This window comes from Gemmiger formicilis (genome assembly GCF_016900095.1).
GTDB lineage: Bacteria > Bacillota > Clostridia > Oscillospirales > Ruminococcaceae > Gemmiger > Gemmiger formicilis_A.
In genome coordinates, this window is the sequence record NZ_JACJJP010000045.1 from 1 (window position 1) to 15,717 (window position 15,717).

Below are 15,717 nucleotides of genomic sequence, written 5' to 3' on the forward strand. Positions count from 1 at the left end.
CTTGGTCATGTCGCGGCGCAGCTCACGGGCCCGGGCGGTGTTGGCCGGGTTGTGCTTGCGATCCATGACATCACCTTCTTTGTCCGCCTGCCGTTCGCCTTGCGCCTCCCCTGTGTAAGGGGAGGTGCCGCGCAGCGGCGGTGGGGTTGCGGGCTTATCCGCATTGCCAGAAAACGGGCGGCGGCGGGAACTTTCCAACCCCTCAGTCGCCTTCGGCGACAGCTCCCCTTACACAGGGGAGCCTTTCTCTGCTACACCTCCAGCCTCTCCGCCCGTCGTTTCAACGCCGCCGTGGACAGCTGGGAGATGTACACCGTCTCGCCGGAAAAATCCGTCAGGATGAAACTTTTGGGCATGGCGCCGGAGATGTCCACCACCGCCCCTTCGTTCTGGGCGCGGCGGAAAAACTCGTCGGTGAGTTTGGCTTTCTGTCCGGCGTCGGTGGAGGTTTCCAGGTCAAACACCCCGATGATGTCCCGGGTGTTCACGATAAAATCCTGCCCTGCGTGCAGATACATGCCTATCCCTCCCGCACGCGGCCCCCCTCCACAAACACCAGCTTGCCGTTGGTGCGGGCGAAGGCCGCGGAATCACAGGTGGTCACAAAGGTCTGCTTGTCCTCGATGCGGGTGAGCAGGTAGGTCTGGCGGGCGTCGTCCAGCTCGCTGAGCACATCGTCCAGCAGCATCACCGGATGTTCCCCCAGCACCTCCCCGGCCACGCTGGCTTCCGCCAGTTTCAGGGCAAGCACCGCGCTGCGCTGCTGTCCCTGGCTGCCGTAGATCTTGCCCGGCTGCCCGTCGATGAGGATTTCCAGGTCCTCCCGGTGGGGACCGGTCAGGCAGAACCCCGCCCGCAGTTCCTGGGGGCGGACTTCCCGCAGCCGGGCGGCCAGGGCCTGGGGATCCCCCGGCTCACAGCAGGGCATGTACCGCACCCCCAACGCCTCCGCCCCGCTGGAAATATCCCGGTAGTTGGCTTCGGCCAGGGGTGCCAGTCTGTCCAGATACTGGGCCCGGCGCCCCATGACCTCGGCCCCGCATTGGGCCATGGCCTCGTTGTAGGTTTCCAGCAGCACATCCCCGCCGGGGGTGATGTCGTAGGCCTTGAGCAGGGCGTTCTTCTGGGCGGTCAGGCGGGCATACCGCCGCAAAGCCGCCAGATACCCGGGGAACAGCTGGCACAGCGCCGCGTCCAGAAAATGCCGCCGCCCCTCCGGCCCGGCCTTGACAAGGCTCAGATGGTTGGGGTCAAACACCACGGCGGTGAAGGTCCCCGCCACCGCGGAAGCCCGGCCCCGGTCCGCCCCGTTCAGGCGGGCACGGCGTCCCGGGCGTTCGCTCTGTTTGGAACCCACCGTCAGGCGCAGGGCCTGGTCCCGGCCCCCGCCCTCGAAGTCCGCTTCGATGACCGCAAAACCCTGGTCGCGGCGGATGAGCTCGGCGTCCTTGGCGCCCCGGAAGCTCTTGGCCCCGGTGAGCAGCCAGATGCTCTCCAGCAGGTTGGTCTTGCCCTGGCCGTTGGCCCCGCACAACACGGTCAGCCGGGGAGCGGGGTTGAGCTCGGCGCTTTCCAGGTTGCGGAACTGCTCCACCTTCAGGTGGTCCAGACGCATCAGTTGCCCTCCGCGATCTTCACTTCGCGGCCGTCCAGCTCCACCACATCCCCGGCGCGGCATTTCTTGCCCCGCTGGGTGCAGACTTCGCCGTTCAGACGCACCGCGCCGCCCTGCACCAGCTCCTTGGCTTCGCCGCCGGTCTCACACAGGCCGGAAAACTTCAGCAGGGCGTCCAGTTTGATAAACTCGGTATTGATTCTGATGAGTTCCATACTCAACCTTCATTCTTGAACCGGACGGGCAGAACCAGATAGATGAAGTCCTTGCCCTCGGTGGGCAGCAGCTTCACCGGGCTCAGGGGTCCGTTGATTTCCATAAGCATCTTTTCGCACTTGGAGTTGCGCAAAGCGTCCAGCATATACCGGTTGTTGAAACCGATCTCCACTTCCTCGCCCTCCATGGAGACGGGCGGGAACTCGTCCACCACCTTGCCCAGGGTGGTCTGGCAGCGGACGGTGACCTTGTCCTTGCTGAAGGTGATGCGCAGGGGGTTCTTCAGCCGCTCGGTGATGATCAGGGAGGCGCGCTCGATGGTCTCGATGAAGGACTTGCAGTCCACCACCACCTTTGTGCGGGCACCCTGGGGGATGACGCTCTCGTAGTTCAGGAAGTCGCCCTCGATGAGGCGGCTCATGATGGTGTAGCCGTTGGTGGTGAACACCACATACCGGCGGTTGGCGTCGATCTTCACCGGGTCGTCCGGTCCGCCCATGATCTTCAGCAGTTCCTGCAGGGTTTTGGCGGGGATGATGATCCGGATGTCCCGGGTGCACTCCACATCCCGCTGCAGAATGGCCAGGCGGTAGCCGTCCAGGGCAACGATGGTCAGGCTGCCCGGCTCGATGACGAACAGTTCGCCGGTGTGGGCGGGCTTTTTGTCGTCCTGGGCCACCGCATAAATGGTCTTTTCGATCATTTCCCGCATCATGGAGCAGGGAATGGTCATGGTATTTTCGGCGGCGGTGTTGGGCAGGGAGGGATAATCGCTGGCGTTCATGGCCGGAATCTCAAATTCGGCCACGCCGCCCCGGATGGTGGTCATGCCCTCGTCGTCCAGCTCGATCATCACGTTTCCTGCGGGCATGCGGCCCACCATGGAGCCCAGCAGCTTGGCGTCCAGCACGATTTCGCCGGGAACCAGGACGTTGCAATCAATAGTGGTAGTGATTCCCATTTCCATATCATACCCGGTCAGGGTCAGATGGAAGCCTTCGGCCTTCAGGTAGATGCCTTCCAGCACCGGAATGGCGGAACGGTTGGTGATGGCGCGGGAGACGCCTTCGATGGCCGCGGCGAGCAGCGACTTTTCGCATTCGATCTTCAAGTATGGTCACCTCGTATTTTTGGGGATGGGGTTTTTGCGGGGGGTGTTTTCGGGCGGCAGGGCTTCGCCCTTGGCCCGAAACTTGTATTTTTGCTCTTGTTTGCTTTGCAGGGGTTTTGTGCGGGGAGAAAGTTCGGGGGAAATTCTGTTTCCCGGTGCGAAAACTACAAACTTTGAAAGTAGTAGTAGTAGGGGGCGTGGAAACGGTGGAAAACTTGACCGCCCCGCATAACGGCGGGATTTTCGGACGGTGAATTTTTCCGAAAACCCTGTGGAAGAAAAATTTGCCCTTGTGGACAACTCGGGTTTTTAACACGCAATGTGGAAAACGAATGTTAATTGTTGAAAAAACGGTGGAAAATGGGGAAAACTGCCGCCGGTTTTCAACAACGGTCCATAAAAACCCGGTTTTGGGACCTGTCAGGTGCGAATATTCTTCATAATATCGTCAACTGTCTCTTTCAGATGGCGGTCTTTGGCGATGTTTTTCTCCATGGTGTTGATGGAGTAAACCACTGTGGAATGATCGCGCTGAAATTCCGAACCGATGGCCTCCATGCTCATGCCGGTGATCTCCCGGATGATGTACATGGTCATCTGCCTTGCGGCGCTGACGTTGGCGTTGCGCTTTTTGCCCCGGATGTCGGCGGGCATGACGTTGTAGGTGCGGGCCACCTCGTTGATGATCTTCTCGATGGTCACCGGGATGGGCTGCTGGTCGTTCAGGGTATCCTTGATGGCGGTGGTGGTCACCCCGATGCAGGGGGCGATGCCCTCCAGCATATAGTAGGCGTTGAGCTTTTTCACCGCGCCTTCCAGCTGACGGATGTTCTGTTTCAGATGGTTGGCGATGTATTCGGCCACGTCGTCGGGCAGGTCCAGGTTGAGCAGTTCGGCCTTGCGCTTGACGATGGCCACACGGGTTTCAAAATCCGGGGGCTGGATGTCGGCGGTCAGGCCCCATTCAAACCGGGTGCGCAGACGCTCTTCCAGACTCTTGATCTCCTTGGCGGGGCGGTCGCAGGCCAGCACGATCTGCTTGCCGGCGTTGTGCAGGGTGTTGAAGGTGTGGAAAAATTCTTCCTGGGTGGCTTCCTTGCCGGCAATGAACTGGATATCGTCGATGAGCAGCACGTCCGCTTCCCGGTAGGTCTGGCGGAAAAGCTCGGTGGTGTTGTTGCGCACCGCGGTGATGATCTCGTTGGTGAACTTTTCACAGTCCACGTAGACGATGTTGAAATCCGGATGATTCTTTTTGATCTCGATCTGGATGGCGTTGAGCAGGTGGGTCTTGCCCAGACCGGAAGGACCGTAGATGAACAGCGGGTTGTACGCCCCGGAAGGATTGGCCGCCACCGCCTGGGCCGCCGCGAAGGCGAACTGGTTGGACGGACCGCGGATGAAGTTTTCGAAGGTGAAATCGTACCGCCCGGAAGGAAGGTTGTCCTCGGTGATATGTTCGGGGGCCTTTTCGCCCTCTTCCTGCTGCGACGGCGGAATGACCAGCTGCAGCTCGATGTCAAAACCAAGCACGGCTTTGAAGGCATCCTTGAGCAGCGCGGTGTACCGGTCCGAAACGATCTTGCGGATGAAGTCGTTGCGCACCATGAGCGTCACGCAGTTGGAATTTTCAAAGCTGACCGGTTCCAGACCACTGATGTAGCATTGGTAGGTCGCGTCGGCGGTATGTTCGCGGCAGTAGGCTTTGGCCGCGTCCAGAACGTCGTTAAAAGAATCCATGTTTTTCCCCACTTCGTGTTCGGTCTTACGCCGGGGCCTGCCGGGCCGCCAAGGCGCAGAAATATACGGTATTATTATACCACAAATAAAAGGGCAATACAATTCGTATATCTGGTATATATAAATAAAGTAGACAACTATCTGTTGAAAACCCGGGCAGGGGACAGGTTTCCACAAATTCCGACAAAATTGTGGAAAGCCGGGGATGAGGAGAAAGTTCTGGCTTCTTGGGGGACGGCAGGCAGCCGAAGAGTCCTTCCTTTTGTGACCAAAAGGAAGCGAAAAGTCCCACCGTTTCGACGCGGTGGACGCCGACCAGGGTTTTCAACCCTGGACCCATGTGCGGCCACCTGACGACGGCCTACTCACCGGCTGGGGCCGGTGAGCAAGGAATGGATTTGAATGGCTCTTCCGGAAAGCCTCCCCTGTGCAAGGGGAGGTGGTGTGCAGTCGCCTCTTCCTCCGCGCTTCCCCTGTGTAAGGGGAGGTGGTGTGCAGTCGCCTCTTCCTCCGCGCCTCCCCTGTGTAAGGGGAGGTGCCGCGCAGCGGCGGTGGGGTTGTAAACCCTGCCTGATTTCCCGTTACCGGGCAAACCCGTCCGGTCTCCAACCCCTCAGTCGGCCTTCCGGCCGCCAGCTCCCCTTGCACAGGGGAGCCTTCAGCTGCTGCCTGCCTTCAAAAACAAACCAGAAAGCAATGCCTTACGGCAAAGTCCAAACTTTCCACATTTTCCGCCCATCTTGTGGAAAAAACCTCCCTTTTTCCATTTCGGCCGCAGCATGTGGGGGAACAGGGGGGATGCGGGACGGGAAAATCCTTTCTATTTTGCGCCGGGCAAAGAACGGCAGAAGGGCAAAAAAGCCTGTGGTGATGGATTTTTTGCACAAAAAGGTATTGACAAGACGTGGTTTTATCCTTTATAATCAAAGTCTGCAAGGCTGCCCCCAGGAACCGGGCATTGCCGAAAGCGATTTTTATCACTAAGGATCAAGCCCGCCAGGGGAGAACCGCGTAAAGGAGGAAAAAAAGATGAAGCAGACTTTCCAGCCCAAAAAGCGTCAGCGCAGCCGCGTCCATGGCTTTTTGAAGCGTATGGCCAGCAAGAACGGCCGCAAGGTTCTGGCACGTCGCCGCGCCAAGGGCCGCAAGAGCCTGACCGTCTGAGTCAAGCCAACCCGATAACGAGCACAAAGGCCGCTGAGTATGATCAGTGGCCTTTTTTGCTAAACAACCGCCACCGAAAGAGGCCCAAAAGGATGAAATACCGCGTTCTGAACAAAAACCGGGAATTTACCCGTATCTACAGCCGGGGCAAAAGCTACGTGCACCCCCACATGGTGCTGTACGTGGCCAAAAACCGCCTGGGTGTGACCCGCATCGGCCTGACCGCCACCAAAAAGGTGGGCGGCGCCGTGCAGCGCAACCGGGCCCGCAGGGTCATGCGCGCCGCGCTGTGTGAACACCTCTCGCAAAATGTCGGCGGATATGATATAATTTTAGTGGCGCGCACCCGCACGCCATACCTGAAAAGCACCCAGGTCAGCCGCACCCTGAGCCGTCTGATGCAGAAGGCCGGGCTGCCGGACAAAAATCCTGTTGCTTCGGCAACAGAAAAACCGGCCAAGCCCGCGGCCCCCGTGCCCAAAGAGGATGCCCGGGCATGATGGTGCGCGGGATGGTGGCGCTGATCCGGTTTTACCAAAGGCGCATCAGCCCCCACCTGGGCCACCATTGCCGGTTTGTGCCCACCTGCAGCGAATACGCCGTGCAGGCATTGCAGATACACGGTCCCCTCAAGGGATCTGTGCTGGCGGTGTGGCGGATTCTGCGCTGCAACCCTTTCGGCAAGTTCGGCTTTGACCCGGTGCCCCCCAAAGGCCGGTGGGTCAGTGAGGACCGGAAGCTGACCAGGAGTTGATGCTTTTTGGCAGGCGGCTTCTTGGCAAGCGGGTGCTTGCCGTTCCGTCCTTCCTTTTTGTCACCAAAAAGGAAGCGAAAAAGTGCCACCGTTCCGATGCGGTGGACGCCGGCCGGGGCTGCGGCCCCGGACCCCGGGATGCGGCCACCTTACGACGGCCTATTCACCGGCCTGGGGGCCGGTGAACAAGGAATGGTTTTCATACCATTGCCCGGTAACGGCTGCTGAGCAGGGGCTTTGCCGCTTGCTTTTTCAAAAATTTTCCTTACTCAGGCCCCCCAGGACCTGAGTAGGCCGTCCCGGAGGGGTGGCCGCACATGGGTCCAGGGTTGAAAACCCTGGTCGGCGGCCGCCGCCTCGAAACGGCGGGCCCTTTTCGTTTCCTTTTCGGGCACGAAAAGGAAAGAGTTCCCGGTCGGCGGCTGTCTGCCAAACAGCCGTCTGCCTAAAAAACGACCGGCGCCGCAACCTTTCCACAATCTCCCTAAAAATTGTGGAAAACCAGACCAAGTCTCCTTATGTCTTTGCCCCGCGCGGCAAAGACCTTCGAATATAAAATACTAATGTCCTGTGCGCGGACGGGGCGGAATGGAACGACTATGGGTTTTCTCGCATTCATCCTGGGGCCGGTGATGGCACTTGTCTATCAGCTGATCCCCAACTACGCCGTCACGATGATCGTTTTCACCGTGCTTGTCCGCCTGCTGCTGCTGCCTCTGGCCATCAAACAGCAGAAATCCACCGCCAAGATGTCGGTTTTCCAGCCGATGATCACCGAGATCCAGCAAAAGTATAAGAACAACCAGGAAAAACAGAACGAAGAGATGATGAAGCTCCAGCAGGAGTATGGGTACAATCCCATGTCCGGCTGCCTGCCCATGATCCTGAACCTGCTGGTTCTGTTCGGTGTTATCGAGGTTGTGTATCGCCCGGTGCAGTACATCCTGGGCATTCCCGCCGACGTGATCAACGCCGCCTGCCAGGAACTGGGCATCGCCACCAACAACGTCACCCTGATGCAGAGCAACCTCATCGCCCAGATCCAGTCCGGTGCTGCCTGCACCGCCCTGAGCGCTGATCAGTATGCCTCCATCCAGAACTTCAACACCAGCTTCCTGGGCTTCCAGATGACCGGCGCCGCCGGTTTTGCCTTCACCCCGCTGGCCATCTTCCCGGTGCTGGCGGCCGTGACCATGTTCATCTCCTACTTCATCACCCAGAAACTGTCCGGCATGGACAGCCAGATGCAGGGCAGCATGAAATTCATGATGCTGGCCATGAACCTGATGTTCGTCTGGTTCTGCTTCACCGCCCCCGTGGGCTTCTGCCTGTACTACACCGCCGCCAACATCTGCCAGATCGGCCAGAGTTTCCTGACCTACCGCATTTACAGCCCCGAAAAGTTCAAGGCCCAGTACCAGGCCGAGCTGGCCGCCAAGAAGGCCGCCAAGAAAGCCACCCACACCGTGGTGGTGGAAGAGAAGGGCGAAAAGGTGGAAAAGAGCGTGAACCAGCGTGAGCTGGACAAGATCCGCCTGGCCCGCGCCCGGGAAATGGACGCCGCCAAGTATGCCGGCGAGCGCACCACCCCCCTGACCGAGGCCGAGCGCCTGGAAATGGAGATCGAGGGCAAAAAGAGCCGCCGCAAGAAGTGAGCGGCACAAGGTGAACAACAACCCTTTGTAAAGAAGGGAAGATAGGAGGAAGTCAACATGCGCGAAATTGAAATGAGCGCCAAGACCGTGGAGGAGGCCGTGGAGGCCGCCTGCCGGGAACTGGGCGTGGACCGCGACGACCTGGGCGTAAGCTACGAGGTACTGGAGTTCCCCACCCGCAAGCTGTTCAAGAGCATTCCGGCCAAGGTCCGTGTGACGGTGGAAGAGCCCGAAGCCGAGCCCGCTGCCCCGCAGCCGGCTGCCCCGGCCGAGCCGGCAACCGCACCGGAGGCCGTGGCGGAGCAGGAGCCCGAAGCCAAGGCGGAAGAGCCCGCCGCGGAGCAGGCCCCGACTGCCGAAGCCGCCGCCGAGGAATCCGCCGACGCCGGAGAAGTGGCGCTGGACATTGCCGCCGACCCCCAGCTGCAGGCCGCTGTGGATTACCTGACCCCCATCTTCAACCTGCTGGGCGCCAAGGACTTCACCTTCCGGGCGGTGAAACAGGGCGAAGCCACCATCCTGAAGGTGGACGGCGAGCACATGGGCGTGCTCATCGGCCGCCGGGGCGAGACCATGGAGAGCCTGTCCTACCTGGCCAGCCTGGTGATCAACCGGATGGACGGCCCCTACATCAAGCTGGGAATCGACGTGGGCGGCTACCGCGGCAAGCGGGAGGAAGACCTGCATGCCCTGGCCCGCCGCATTGCCGAGCGGGTGCAGCGCACCGGCTGCTGCTACGAGATGGAGCCCATGAATCCCTATGAGCGCCACATCATCCACACCGCCATCGCCGCCATCGAGGGCGTGCGCAGCGAGAGCAAGGGCGAAGGCAAGGACCGCCGCGTGGTGATCTACTCCACCGACCCCGACGCCAGCAACCTGCCCGACCGGGAGAGCATCGGCCGCCGCAGCCATGGTCCCCGCCGGGATGACCGCCGCGGACGCGGTCCCCGCCGTGACGGCCGGGGCGGCAACCGTGGCGGACGCGGACCCCGCCGGGAGGGCGGCCGCGGCTACGGCAAGGGACCCCGGAATTCCAGTGTGCCCGGCCGTGAGTTTGCTTCGGCTCCCCGTGACCCGGAAGCCAAGCCCCAGGCCCCGGCCCGCAGCACCCGCATCAACGACAGCGACGATTTTGAGATGTTCGGCAAGATCGAGCTGTAAATCCTGAATCATGTATCACCCCTGTACCGGAAACGGTATGGGGGTGTTTTTTTGCTTTTTTCTTTGGGGCTGACGGCGGGGCAGGGGAGAGGCAACCCGGAAAGTTTTCCACAATTTTTGGGGTGTTTGTGGAATGTGGGAGGCTTTATGGCAAACGGCATGCTGCCACTGACTTTTTTCTTTATGTTGTTGGCCATTTGGTAAACGGCTGCTTGCCGGTCGGTCCTTCCTTTTTGTCACCAAAAAGGAAGCGAAAAAGTGCCACCGTTTCGACGCGGTGGACGCCGACCAGGGCTGCGGCCCTGGACCCGGGGTGTGCGGCCACCTGACGACGGCCTATTCACCGGGCTGGGGCCCGGTGAACAAGGAATGGTTTTAATACCATTGCCCAACAGCAACTGCTAATGGCAGACTCCGGGTTGGCAACGGCTTTCCCGCAAGGATTTTAAAAATTTTTCCTTGCTCAGGTCCTGGGGGACCTGAGTAGGCCGTCGTGAGGTGGCCGCATCTTGGGGTCTGGGGCCGCAGCCCCAGCCGGCGGCCGCCGCATCGGAACGGCGGGCCCTTTTCGTTTCCTTTTCGGGCACGAAAAGGAAAGAGTCTCCCGCAAGCACCCGCTTGCCGAGCAAACTGCCGCCTGCCAACAAACCTCCAACTTTCCACAAATCAAACCCCATTTGTGGAAAACAAACCCTCCCACAGCCGCCGCCATTGCCGCGGCGGCGTTTTTGTGATACCATAAACCAAAAAGGGGGAAGTATGTATGCAGCTGTCAACCACCGTCTGCGCCCTGGCCACACCGCCGGGGGAAGGCGGCATCGCGGTGATCCGTGTGAGCGGACCGGATGCCTACGCCATTGTGGAAAAGGTCTTTGTGCCCATCCACCAGAATAAGAAAGTGGCCGACGCCAAAGGCTACACCGCCCTGTTCGGCCATTTTGTGCTGCGTGGGCAGACCATGGACGAGACGGTGGCCCTGTTTTACCGGGCGCCCCACAGCTATACCGGGGAGGACGTCATCGAACTTTCGGTGCACGGCGGCACCGTCATGGCCGACAGCCTGCTGGAAGCCCTCTACCTGGCGGGGGCGGTGCCCGCCGCCCCCGGCGAGTTCACCCGCCGGGCCCTGGTCAACGGGCGGATCAGCCTGACCCAGGCGGAAGCGGTCATGGAAATCATCTCCGCTGGCGGCCGCCAGGGGGCTGCCCTGGCCAGCGCCGCTCTGGACGGCGCCCTGGCCAAAAAGATTGCGGGCATCCAGGCAACCCTGCAATCCCTGTATGCCCACCTGGCTGCCTGGATCGACTACCCCGAGGAAGACGTGCCCGAACTGCTGCCCGACGAGCTGACCATGACCCTGGAAGAAGCCAAGGGCGAGCTGGACAAGCTCATTGCCGGGTACGGCGCTGGGGCCATCCTGCGCCACGGGGTGGACTGTGTCCTCTGCGGACGGCCCAACGTGGGCAAGAGCACCCTGCTGAACCTGCTGGCCGGGTTCGAGCGCGCCATCGTCACCCCGGTGGCCGGCACCACCCGGGACGTGGTGGAGCAGGCCGTCATGCTGGGGGATGTGCGCCTGAACCTCTTTGACACCGCCGGCGTGCGGGACGTGGGGGAGAAGGGGGACGCCATCGAGGCCGAGGGCATCCGCCGCAGCTGGAAGAAACTGGACGAGGCCGGGCTGGTGCTGGCCGTGTTTGACGCCGACGCGGGCCTGGGCCCCGATGACCTTTCGGTGGCGGAAAAGTGCCAGGGCCGCCCGGCCATCGCCATCCTGAACAAGCAGGACCTGGTGGCCGACGACGACCGTCTGCGGACCATGGAAGAAACCCTGGCCCCCTACTTCAAAAAGGTTCTGTGCCTGAGCGCCAAGGATTCCGCCAGCCTGCCCAAGCTGAGTGCGGCGGTGTCCGACCTGCTGGGCACCGGTCAGGTGGACACCGGGGCCGCGGCCCTGTGTTCCGCCCGGCAGCTGCGGGCGGCCACCGCCGCCCGGGACGCCCTGGCCCAGGCCATCCGCAGCCAGCAGGAGGAGGGGCTGGGCCCCGACGCCGCCGGCGTCTGCATGGCCGACGCCCTGGCCGCCCTGGCGGAGCTCACCGGCGAGGACGCCACCGAGGCCACCATCGACGAGGTGTTTTCCACCTTCTGTGTGGGCAAATAAAAGGGGAGTGGTGTGATGAAACGGGTGAATCTGTTCATGGGCGGCATCTTCACCGCCGTGGGAATTGTCTTCATCGCGGTGGGGCTGCTCACCGCCCTGCTGCTGCGGGTGCCGGTGCTGCTCTTCTTCGCCCTCTTCGGGCTGCCCTTCCTGCTGCTGGGCATCGGATTTCTGCGCCGGGACCACCAGGAACGCTACACCGAAACCTGGCTGCGGGAAAACGGCAGCCGGATCTATGCGGATTTCGTGGCGGTGCAGTTCAACACCTCGGTGCGGGTGAACGGCCGCTGCCCCCTGGTCATCCAATGCCAGGCGGTGAACCCCGCCGACGGCAAGGTATATCTCTTTGAAAGCAAAAACTTCTGGTTCGATCCCGAACCGTTTTTACAGGACCGTCCCAAGATTCCGGTGCTGGTGGACCGCAACGACTACCACCGGTATCTGGTACTGACCGACGGCATCCTGCCCGAACAGGGCTGAAAGGACGAAGCAAAAACAAACTATGGATAAACTGGGCAATTATGATGTAATCGTCATCGGCGCGGGGCACGCAGGCATCGAGGCCGCCCACGCGGCGGCGGTGCTGGGTGCGAAGACCGCGGTCTTCACCCTGACGCTGGACTTTATCGGCAACATGCCGTGCAATCCCTCCATCGGCGGCACCGCCAAGGGCCACCTGGTGCGGGAGATCGACGCCCTGGGCGGGCTGATGGGGGTGGCGGCGGACGCCACCTTTTTGCAGAGCCGGATGCTCAACCGGGGCAAGGGCCCCGCGGTGCACAGCCTGCGGGTGCAGACCGACCGCAAACGCTACCACATGTGGATGAAGCACGCCCTGGAGCTCACCCCCAACCTGGACATTCACCAGGGGGAGGTGGTGGCCCTGGACATCGAGGGCGGCCGGGTACGGGGTGTGATCACCAGCCTGGGCGGCTACTACGGTTGCCGGGCGGTGGTCATCGCCACCGGCACCACCCTGGGCGGCCGGATCTTTGTGGGTGAGGCCAGCTACGCCGGCGGCCCCGACGGCCAGCACGCCGCCACCGCCCTGACCCAGTGTCTGGTGGAAAACGGCTTCACCCTGCGCCGGTTCAAGACCGGCACCCCCGCCCGGGTGCACCGGCGCAGCATTGATTTCTCCAAGCTGGAACGCCAACCCGGGGACCCGGACGAGAGTTTGCAGCCCTTCTCCTTTCTGACCCGCACCCCCATGCACAACAAGGTGGACTGCTACATCACCTACACCAACCCCCGCACCCACCAGGTGATTCTGGAAAATCTCCACCGCTCGCCGCTGTACGGCGGGATGATCCAGGGGGTGGGGCCCCGGTACTGCCCCTCCATCGAAGATAAGGTGGTGCGCTTCAAGGACAAGGAACGCCACCCCATCTTTGTGGAGCCCTGCGGCGAGGATACCGAGGAGATGTACCTGCAGGGGCTGTCCTCCAGCCTGCCCGAAGTGGTGCAGAATGAAATGTACCGCACCATCTCGGGATTTGAGCATCTGGAGATCATGCGCCCGGCCTACGCCATCGAGTACGACTGCGTGGACCCCACCACCCTCTATCCCACCCTGGAAAGCAAGGTGGTGGCCGGGGTGTACGGCGCCGGGCAGTTCAACGGCACTTCCGGCTACGAGGAAGCCGCCGCCCAGGGATTGCTGGCCGGGCTGAATGCCGCCCGGGCCGCCCTGGGCAAATCTGAGCTGGTGCTGGCCCGGCACACCTCCTACCTGGGCACGTTGGTGGACGACCTGGTGACCAAGGGGGTCATGGACCCCTACCGGATGATGACCAGCCGCAGCGAGTACCGTCTGAGCCTGCGCCAGGACAACGCCGACGAGCGGCTGACCCCTATCGGCCGGGAGTACGGCCTGGTGGACGACGCCCGGTGGGCGGTGTTCACTAAGGACCAGTCCATCAAGCAGGCGGAGATGCACCGTCTGGAAACCACCCGCATCCATCTGGCCGACCTGCGCAAAGCCGCCGAGGAAGCCGGCGTGGACATGAGCCGGATGGGGGAGACCGGGGGCACCGCGGCGGAACTGCTCCGCCGGCCCACCGTGACCTACGAGCTGATTGCCAGAGTCATCGGCCGGGGCCAGGACGTGACCCCCGCCATGGCCCTGCGTCTGGAAACCGAAATCCGCTACGCCGGGTACATCGCCCGGGAGCAGCGGGCCATCCGGGAGGTACAGCGCCACGAGAAGGTGCTGATCCCCGCCGGGTTTGTGTATGACGACATTCCCACCATGACCCTGGAAAGCCGGGAGAAGCTTTCCAAGATCCGTCCCCGCACCCTGGCCCAGGCCGGGCGCATTCCCGGGGTCAGCCCCAGCGACCTGGCCCAGCTGAGCCTGGCCGTGCTGCGCTATGAGAAAGAAAAGGAGCAACATCCATGATCGATACAACCCGTCTGGTGCAGAAATGTTCCATGTGGAACATTTCCCTCACCCCGGACCAGCTCACCGCCCTGGACAAATACGCCGAACTGCTGGTGGAAACCAACAAGCATGTGAACCTCACCGCCATCACCAGCCCCGAGGGCATCGAGGACCGCCACTTTGTGGACAGCCTGCTGCTGGCCGCCCAGCCGGAGGTGGCGGGCAAGATGGTGGACGTGGGCACCGGCGCCGGGTTTCCGGGCATTGTGGCCAAGATCTACAAGCCCGACCTGGAGCTGACCCTGATGGAACCCACCGGCAAGCGGGTGGATTTTCTGCGCACCGTGTGCGGGGAACTGGGATTGTCCGGCGTGGAATTTGCCAAGGAGCGGGCGGAGGAAGCCGCCCGCAAGCGCTGGCGGGAAGCCTTTGACCTGGCCACCGCCCGGGCGGTGGCGGCCCTGCCGGTGCTGTGCGAATACTGCCTGCCCCTGGTGAAGGTGGGCGGGGTGTTCATTGCCATGAAGGGCCCCGACGCCGCCGCCGAGACCGACGCCGCCCGGAACGCCCTGCACAAGCTGGGGGGCAAACTGGAGGAGGTCCGGGCCTTCACCCTGCCGGACGGCAGCACCCGCAACCTGATCTTCATCAGAAAAATATCGCAGACTCCGACCGTTTACCCCAGAAACGGCGGAAAAATTGCGAAGAAACCGCTGTAAAAGCGCAAAATAGAAAAAATGCCGGCGAACGATTGTGCTGGCACCTCCCCGCGGCCCTGTGGTATGCTGAAATCGGCATACGAATCCACAGGGCCGTTTTTGTACGGCCATCCGATACAGAAAAGGGGACACCATGGCAAAATCAAAAGAGAAGAACCGGCAGAAGGCGGGCAAGGTGCTGATGATTCCGGTGGAGCAGATCGAGGCTTCGCCCTACCAGGCGCGCACCACCTTTGATGATACCGAGATCGCCGCCTTGGCGGTGAGCATTTTGCAGAACGGCCTGCTTCAGCCGGTGAGCGTGCGGCGGGCGGGGGTACATAAATACCAGCTGGTGGCGGGGGAGCGGCGGCTGCGGGCCTGTCGGCTGGCCAAGCTGGAAAAGGTCCCGGCCATCCTGGCGGACTACGATGACAGCGAGAGCGCCGCCCTGGGTCTTTTGGAAAATCTGCAACGGGCCCAGCTGGACCCCTTCGACACCGCCCGGGGCATCCGGGAGGTCATCCGGCTGTGGGGCTGCACCCAGGCGGAGGCCGCCCGGCGTCTGGGGCTGAGCCAGTCGGCCCTGGCCAACAAGCTGCGGCTGCTCAGCCTGACGGCGGCCCAGCAGCAGCTGTGCACCGGGGGGCACCTCACCGAGCGCCATGCCCGGGCGGTGCTGCGCCTGCCCGAAGGCCGCCGCACCGCCGCCTTGGAAAAGATGGTCAAGGACAAGATGAGCGTGCGGGAGGCGGACAAGCTGGTGGATGCCATGCTGGCCGCCCCCAAGGCCGGGCCCAGCCCGTTGCGCCGCACCGTACCCATGGTGCGGGACGTGCGCCTGTTTGTGAACACCCTGCAGCACGCGGTGGACATGATGGCGGCCAAGGGCATCGCGGCCACCACCACCTGCGGCCAGAAGGACGGATGCCTGGAATACACCGTGCGCATTCCGGTGCACGGGGAAGCCGGGGCGGGGGAGGGCTTCGCGGTGGTGCCGGTGCCCATGCAGGGGGTGGACCCCTCGGGCACCGTGGCCCGTAACCCCCACCG

Annotated in this window: 17 protein-coding genes; 11 read left to right on the forward strand and 6 right to left on the reverse strand. The window is 62.2% G+C overall.

Annotation, left to right across the window (positions count from 1 at the left end):
• The 6 genes from H6B15_RS14360 to dnaA form a co-directional block, all read right to left on the reverse strand.
• Positions 1–198 (reverse strand): hypothetical protein (locus H6B15_RS14360; protein WP_204648693.1); only part of this gene is annotated, 198 nt, incomplete at its 3' end.
• A gap of 53 nt (positions 199–251) precedes the next feature.
• The gene (gene remB / locus H6B15_RS14365; RefSeq protein ID WP_204648694.1) at positions 252–518 is read right to left on the reverse strand and encodes an extracellular matrix regulator RemB; all 267 of its coding nucleotides are present in this window, start codon (positions 516–518) and stop codon (positions 252–254) included.
• A 2-nt stretch (positions 519–520) separates the two neighbouring features.
• Positions 521–1,615: a DNA replication/repair protein RecF gene (gene recF / locus H6B15_RS14370; RefSeq protein ID WP_204648695.1), complete on the reverse strand. Its 1,095-nt coding sequence runs from the start codon at positions 1,613–1,615 to the stop codon at positions 521–523.
• Positions 1,615–1,830: an RNA-binding S4 domain-containing protein gene (locus tag H6B15_RS14375; RefSeq protein ID WP_204648696.1), complete on the reverse strand. Its 216-nt coding sequence runs from the start codon at positions 1,828–1,830 to the stop codon at positions 1,615–1,617. Before H6B15_RS14375 ends, recF begins: the two co-directional genes overlap by 1 nt.
• Positions 1,831–1,832: 2 nt before the next feature.
• Positions 1,833–2,942 carry a DNA polymerase III subunit beta gene (dnaN, locus tag H6B15_RS14380; protein ID WP_204648697.1) on the reverse strand — a complete coding sequence of 370 codons (1,110 nt, stop codon included), beginning with the start codon at positions 2,940–2,942 and terminating at the stop codon, positions 1,833–1,835.
• A 420-nt stretch (positions 2,943–3,362) separates the two neighbouring features.
• Entirely contained in the window at positions 3,363–4,682 is a 1,320-nt protein-coding gene (gene dnaA, locus H6B15_RS14385) for a chromosomal replication initiator protein DnaA (RefSeq protein WP_204648698.1), read from the reverse strand.
• Between the two features lie 696 nt (positions 4,683–5,378).
• Between dnaA and H6B15_RS14390 the strand changes: the two genes are divergently transcribed.
• The 11 genes from H6B15_RS14390 to H6B15_RS14440 all read left to right on the forward strand — a co-directional run.
• Positions 5,379–5,666, forward strand: coding sequence for a hypothetical protein (locus tag H6B15_RS14390; protein WP_204648699.1), 288 nt, complete (start codon positions 5,379–5,381; stop codon positions 5,664–5,666).
• Between the two features lie 45 nt (positions 5,667–5,711).
• Positions 5,712–5,846 (forward strand): 50S ribosomal protein L34, encoded by a 135-nt coding sequence (rpmH, locus tag H6B15_RS14395; RefSeq protein WP_204648700.1) that lies wholly within the window; start codon positions 5,712–5,714, stop codon positions 5,844–5,846.
• Between the two features lie 92 nt (positions 5,847–5,938).
• Positions 5,939–6,346 carry a ribonuclease P protein component gene (rnpA, locus tag H6B15_RS14400; protein ID WP_204648701.1) on the forward strand — a complete coding sequence of 136 codons (408 nt, stop codon included), beginning with the start codon at positions 5,939–5,941 and terminating at the stop codon, positions 6,344–6,346.
• Positions 6,343–6,600: a membrane protein insertion efficiency factor YidD gene (yidD, locus tag H6B15_RS14405; protein ID WP_345942005.1), complete on the forward strand. Its 258-nt coding sequence runs from the start codon at positions 6,343–6,345 to the stop codon at positions 6,598–6,600. Before rnpA ends, yidD begins: the two co-directional genes overlap by 4 nt.
• 599 nt (positions 6,601–7,199) lie before the next feature.
• Positions 7,200–8,255, forward strand: coding sequence for a YidC/Oxa1 family membrane protein insertase (locus tag H6B15_RS14410; protein WP_204648702.1), 1,056 nt, complete (start codon positions 7,200–7,202; stop codon positions 8,253–8,255).
• 57 nt (positions 8,256–8,312) lie between these two features.
• Positions 8,313–9,419 (forward strand): RNA-binding cell elongation regulator Jag/EloR, encoded by a 1,107-nt coding sequence (gene jag, locus H6B15_RS14415; protein WP_204648703.1) that lies wholly within the window; start codon positions 8,313–8,315, stop codon positions 9,417–9,419.
• A 763-nt stretch (positions 9,420–10,182) separates the two neighbouring features.
• Entirely contained in the window at positions 10,183–11,583 is a 1,401-nt protein-coding gene (gene mnmE / locus H6B15_RS14420; protein WP_204648704.1) for a tRNA uridine-5-carboxymethylaminomethyl(34) synthesis GTPase MnmE, read from the forward strand.
• 15 nt (positions 11,584–11,598) lie between these two features.
• Complete coding sequence (locus H6B15_RS14425) at positions 11,599–12,063, forward strand: hypothetical protein (RefSeq protein WP_204648705.1); 465 nt, start codon at positions 11,599–11,601, stop codon at positions 12,061–12,063.
• A 22-nt stretch (positions 12,064–12,085) separates the two neighbouring features.
• The gene (mnmG, locus tag H6B15_RS14430) at positions 12,086–13,984 is read left to right on the forward strand and encodes a tRNA uridine-5-carboxymethylaminomethyl(34) synthesis enzyme MnmG (protein WP_204648706.1); all 1,899 of its coding nucleotides are present in this window, start codon (positions 12,086–12,088) and stop codon (positions 13,982–13,984) included.
• Entirely contained in the window at positions 13,981–14,685 is a 705-nt protein-coding gene (rsmG, locus tag H6B15_RS14435) for a 16S rRNA (guanine(527)-N(7))-methyltransferase RsmG (protein WP_204648707.1), read from the forward strand. Before mnmG ends, rsmG begins: the two co-directional genes overlap by 4 nt.
• 133 nt (positions 14,686–14,818) lie before the next feature.
• Positions 14,819–15,717, forward strand: an 899-nt coding sequence (locus H6B15_RS14440) for a ParB/RepB/Spo0J family partition protein (RefSeq protein ID WP_204648708.1), incomplete at its 3' end; no start/stop codon positions are given.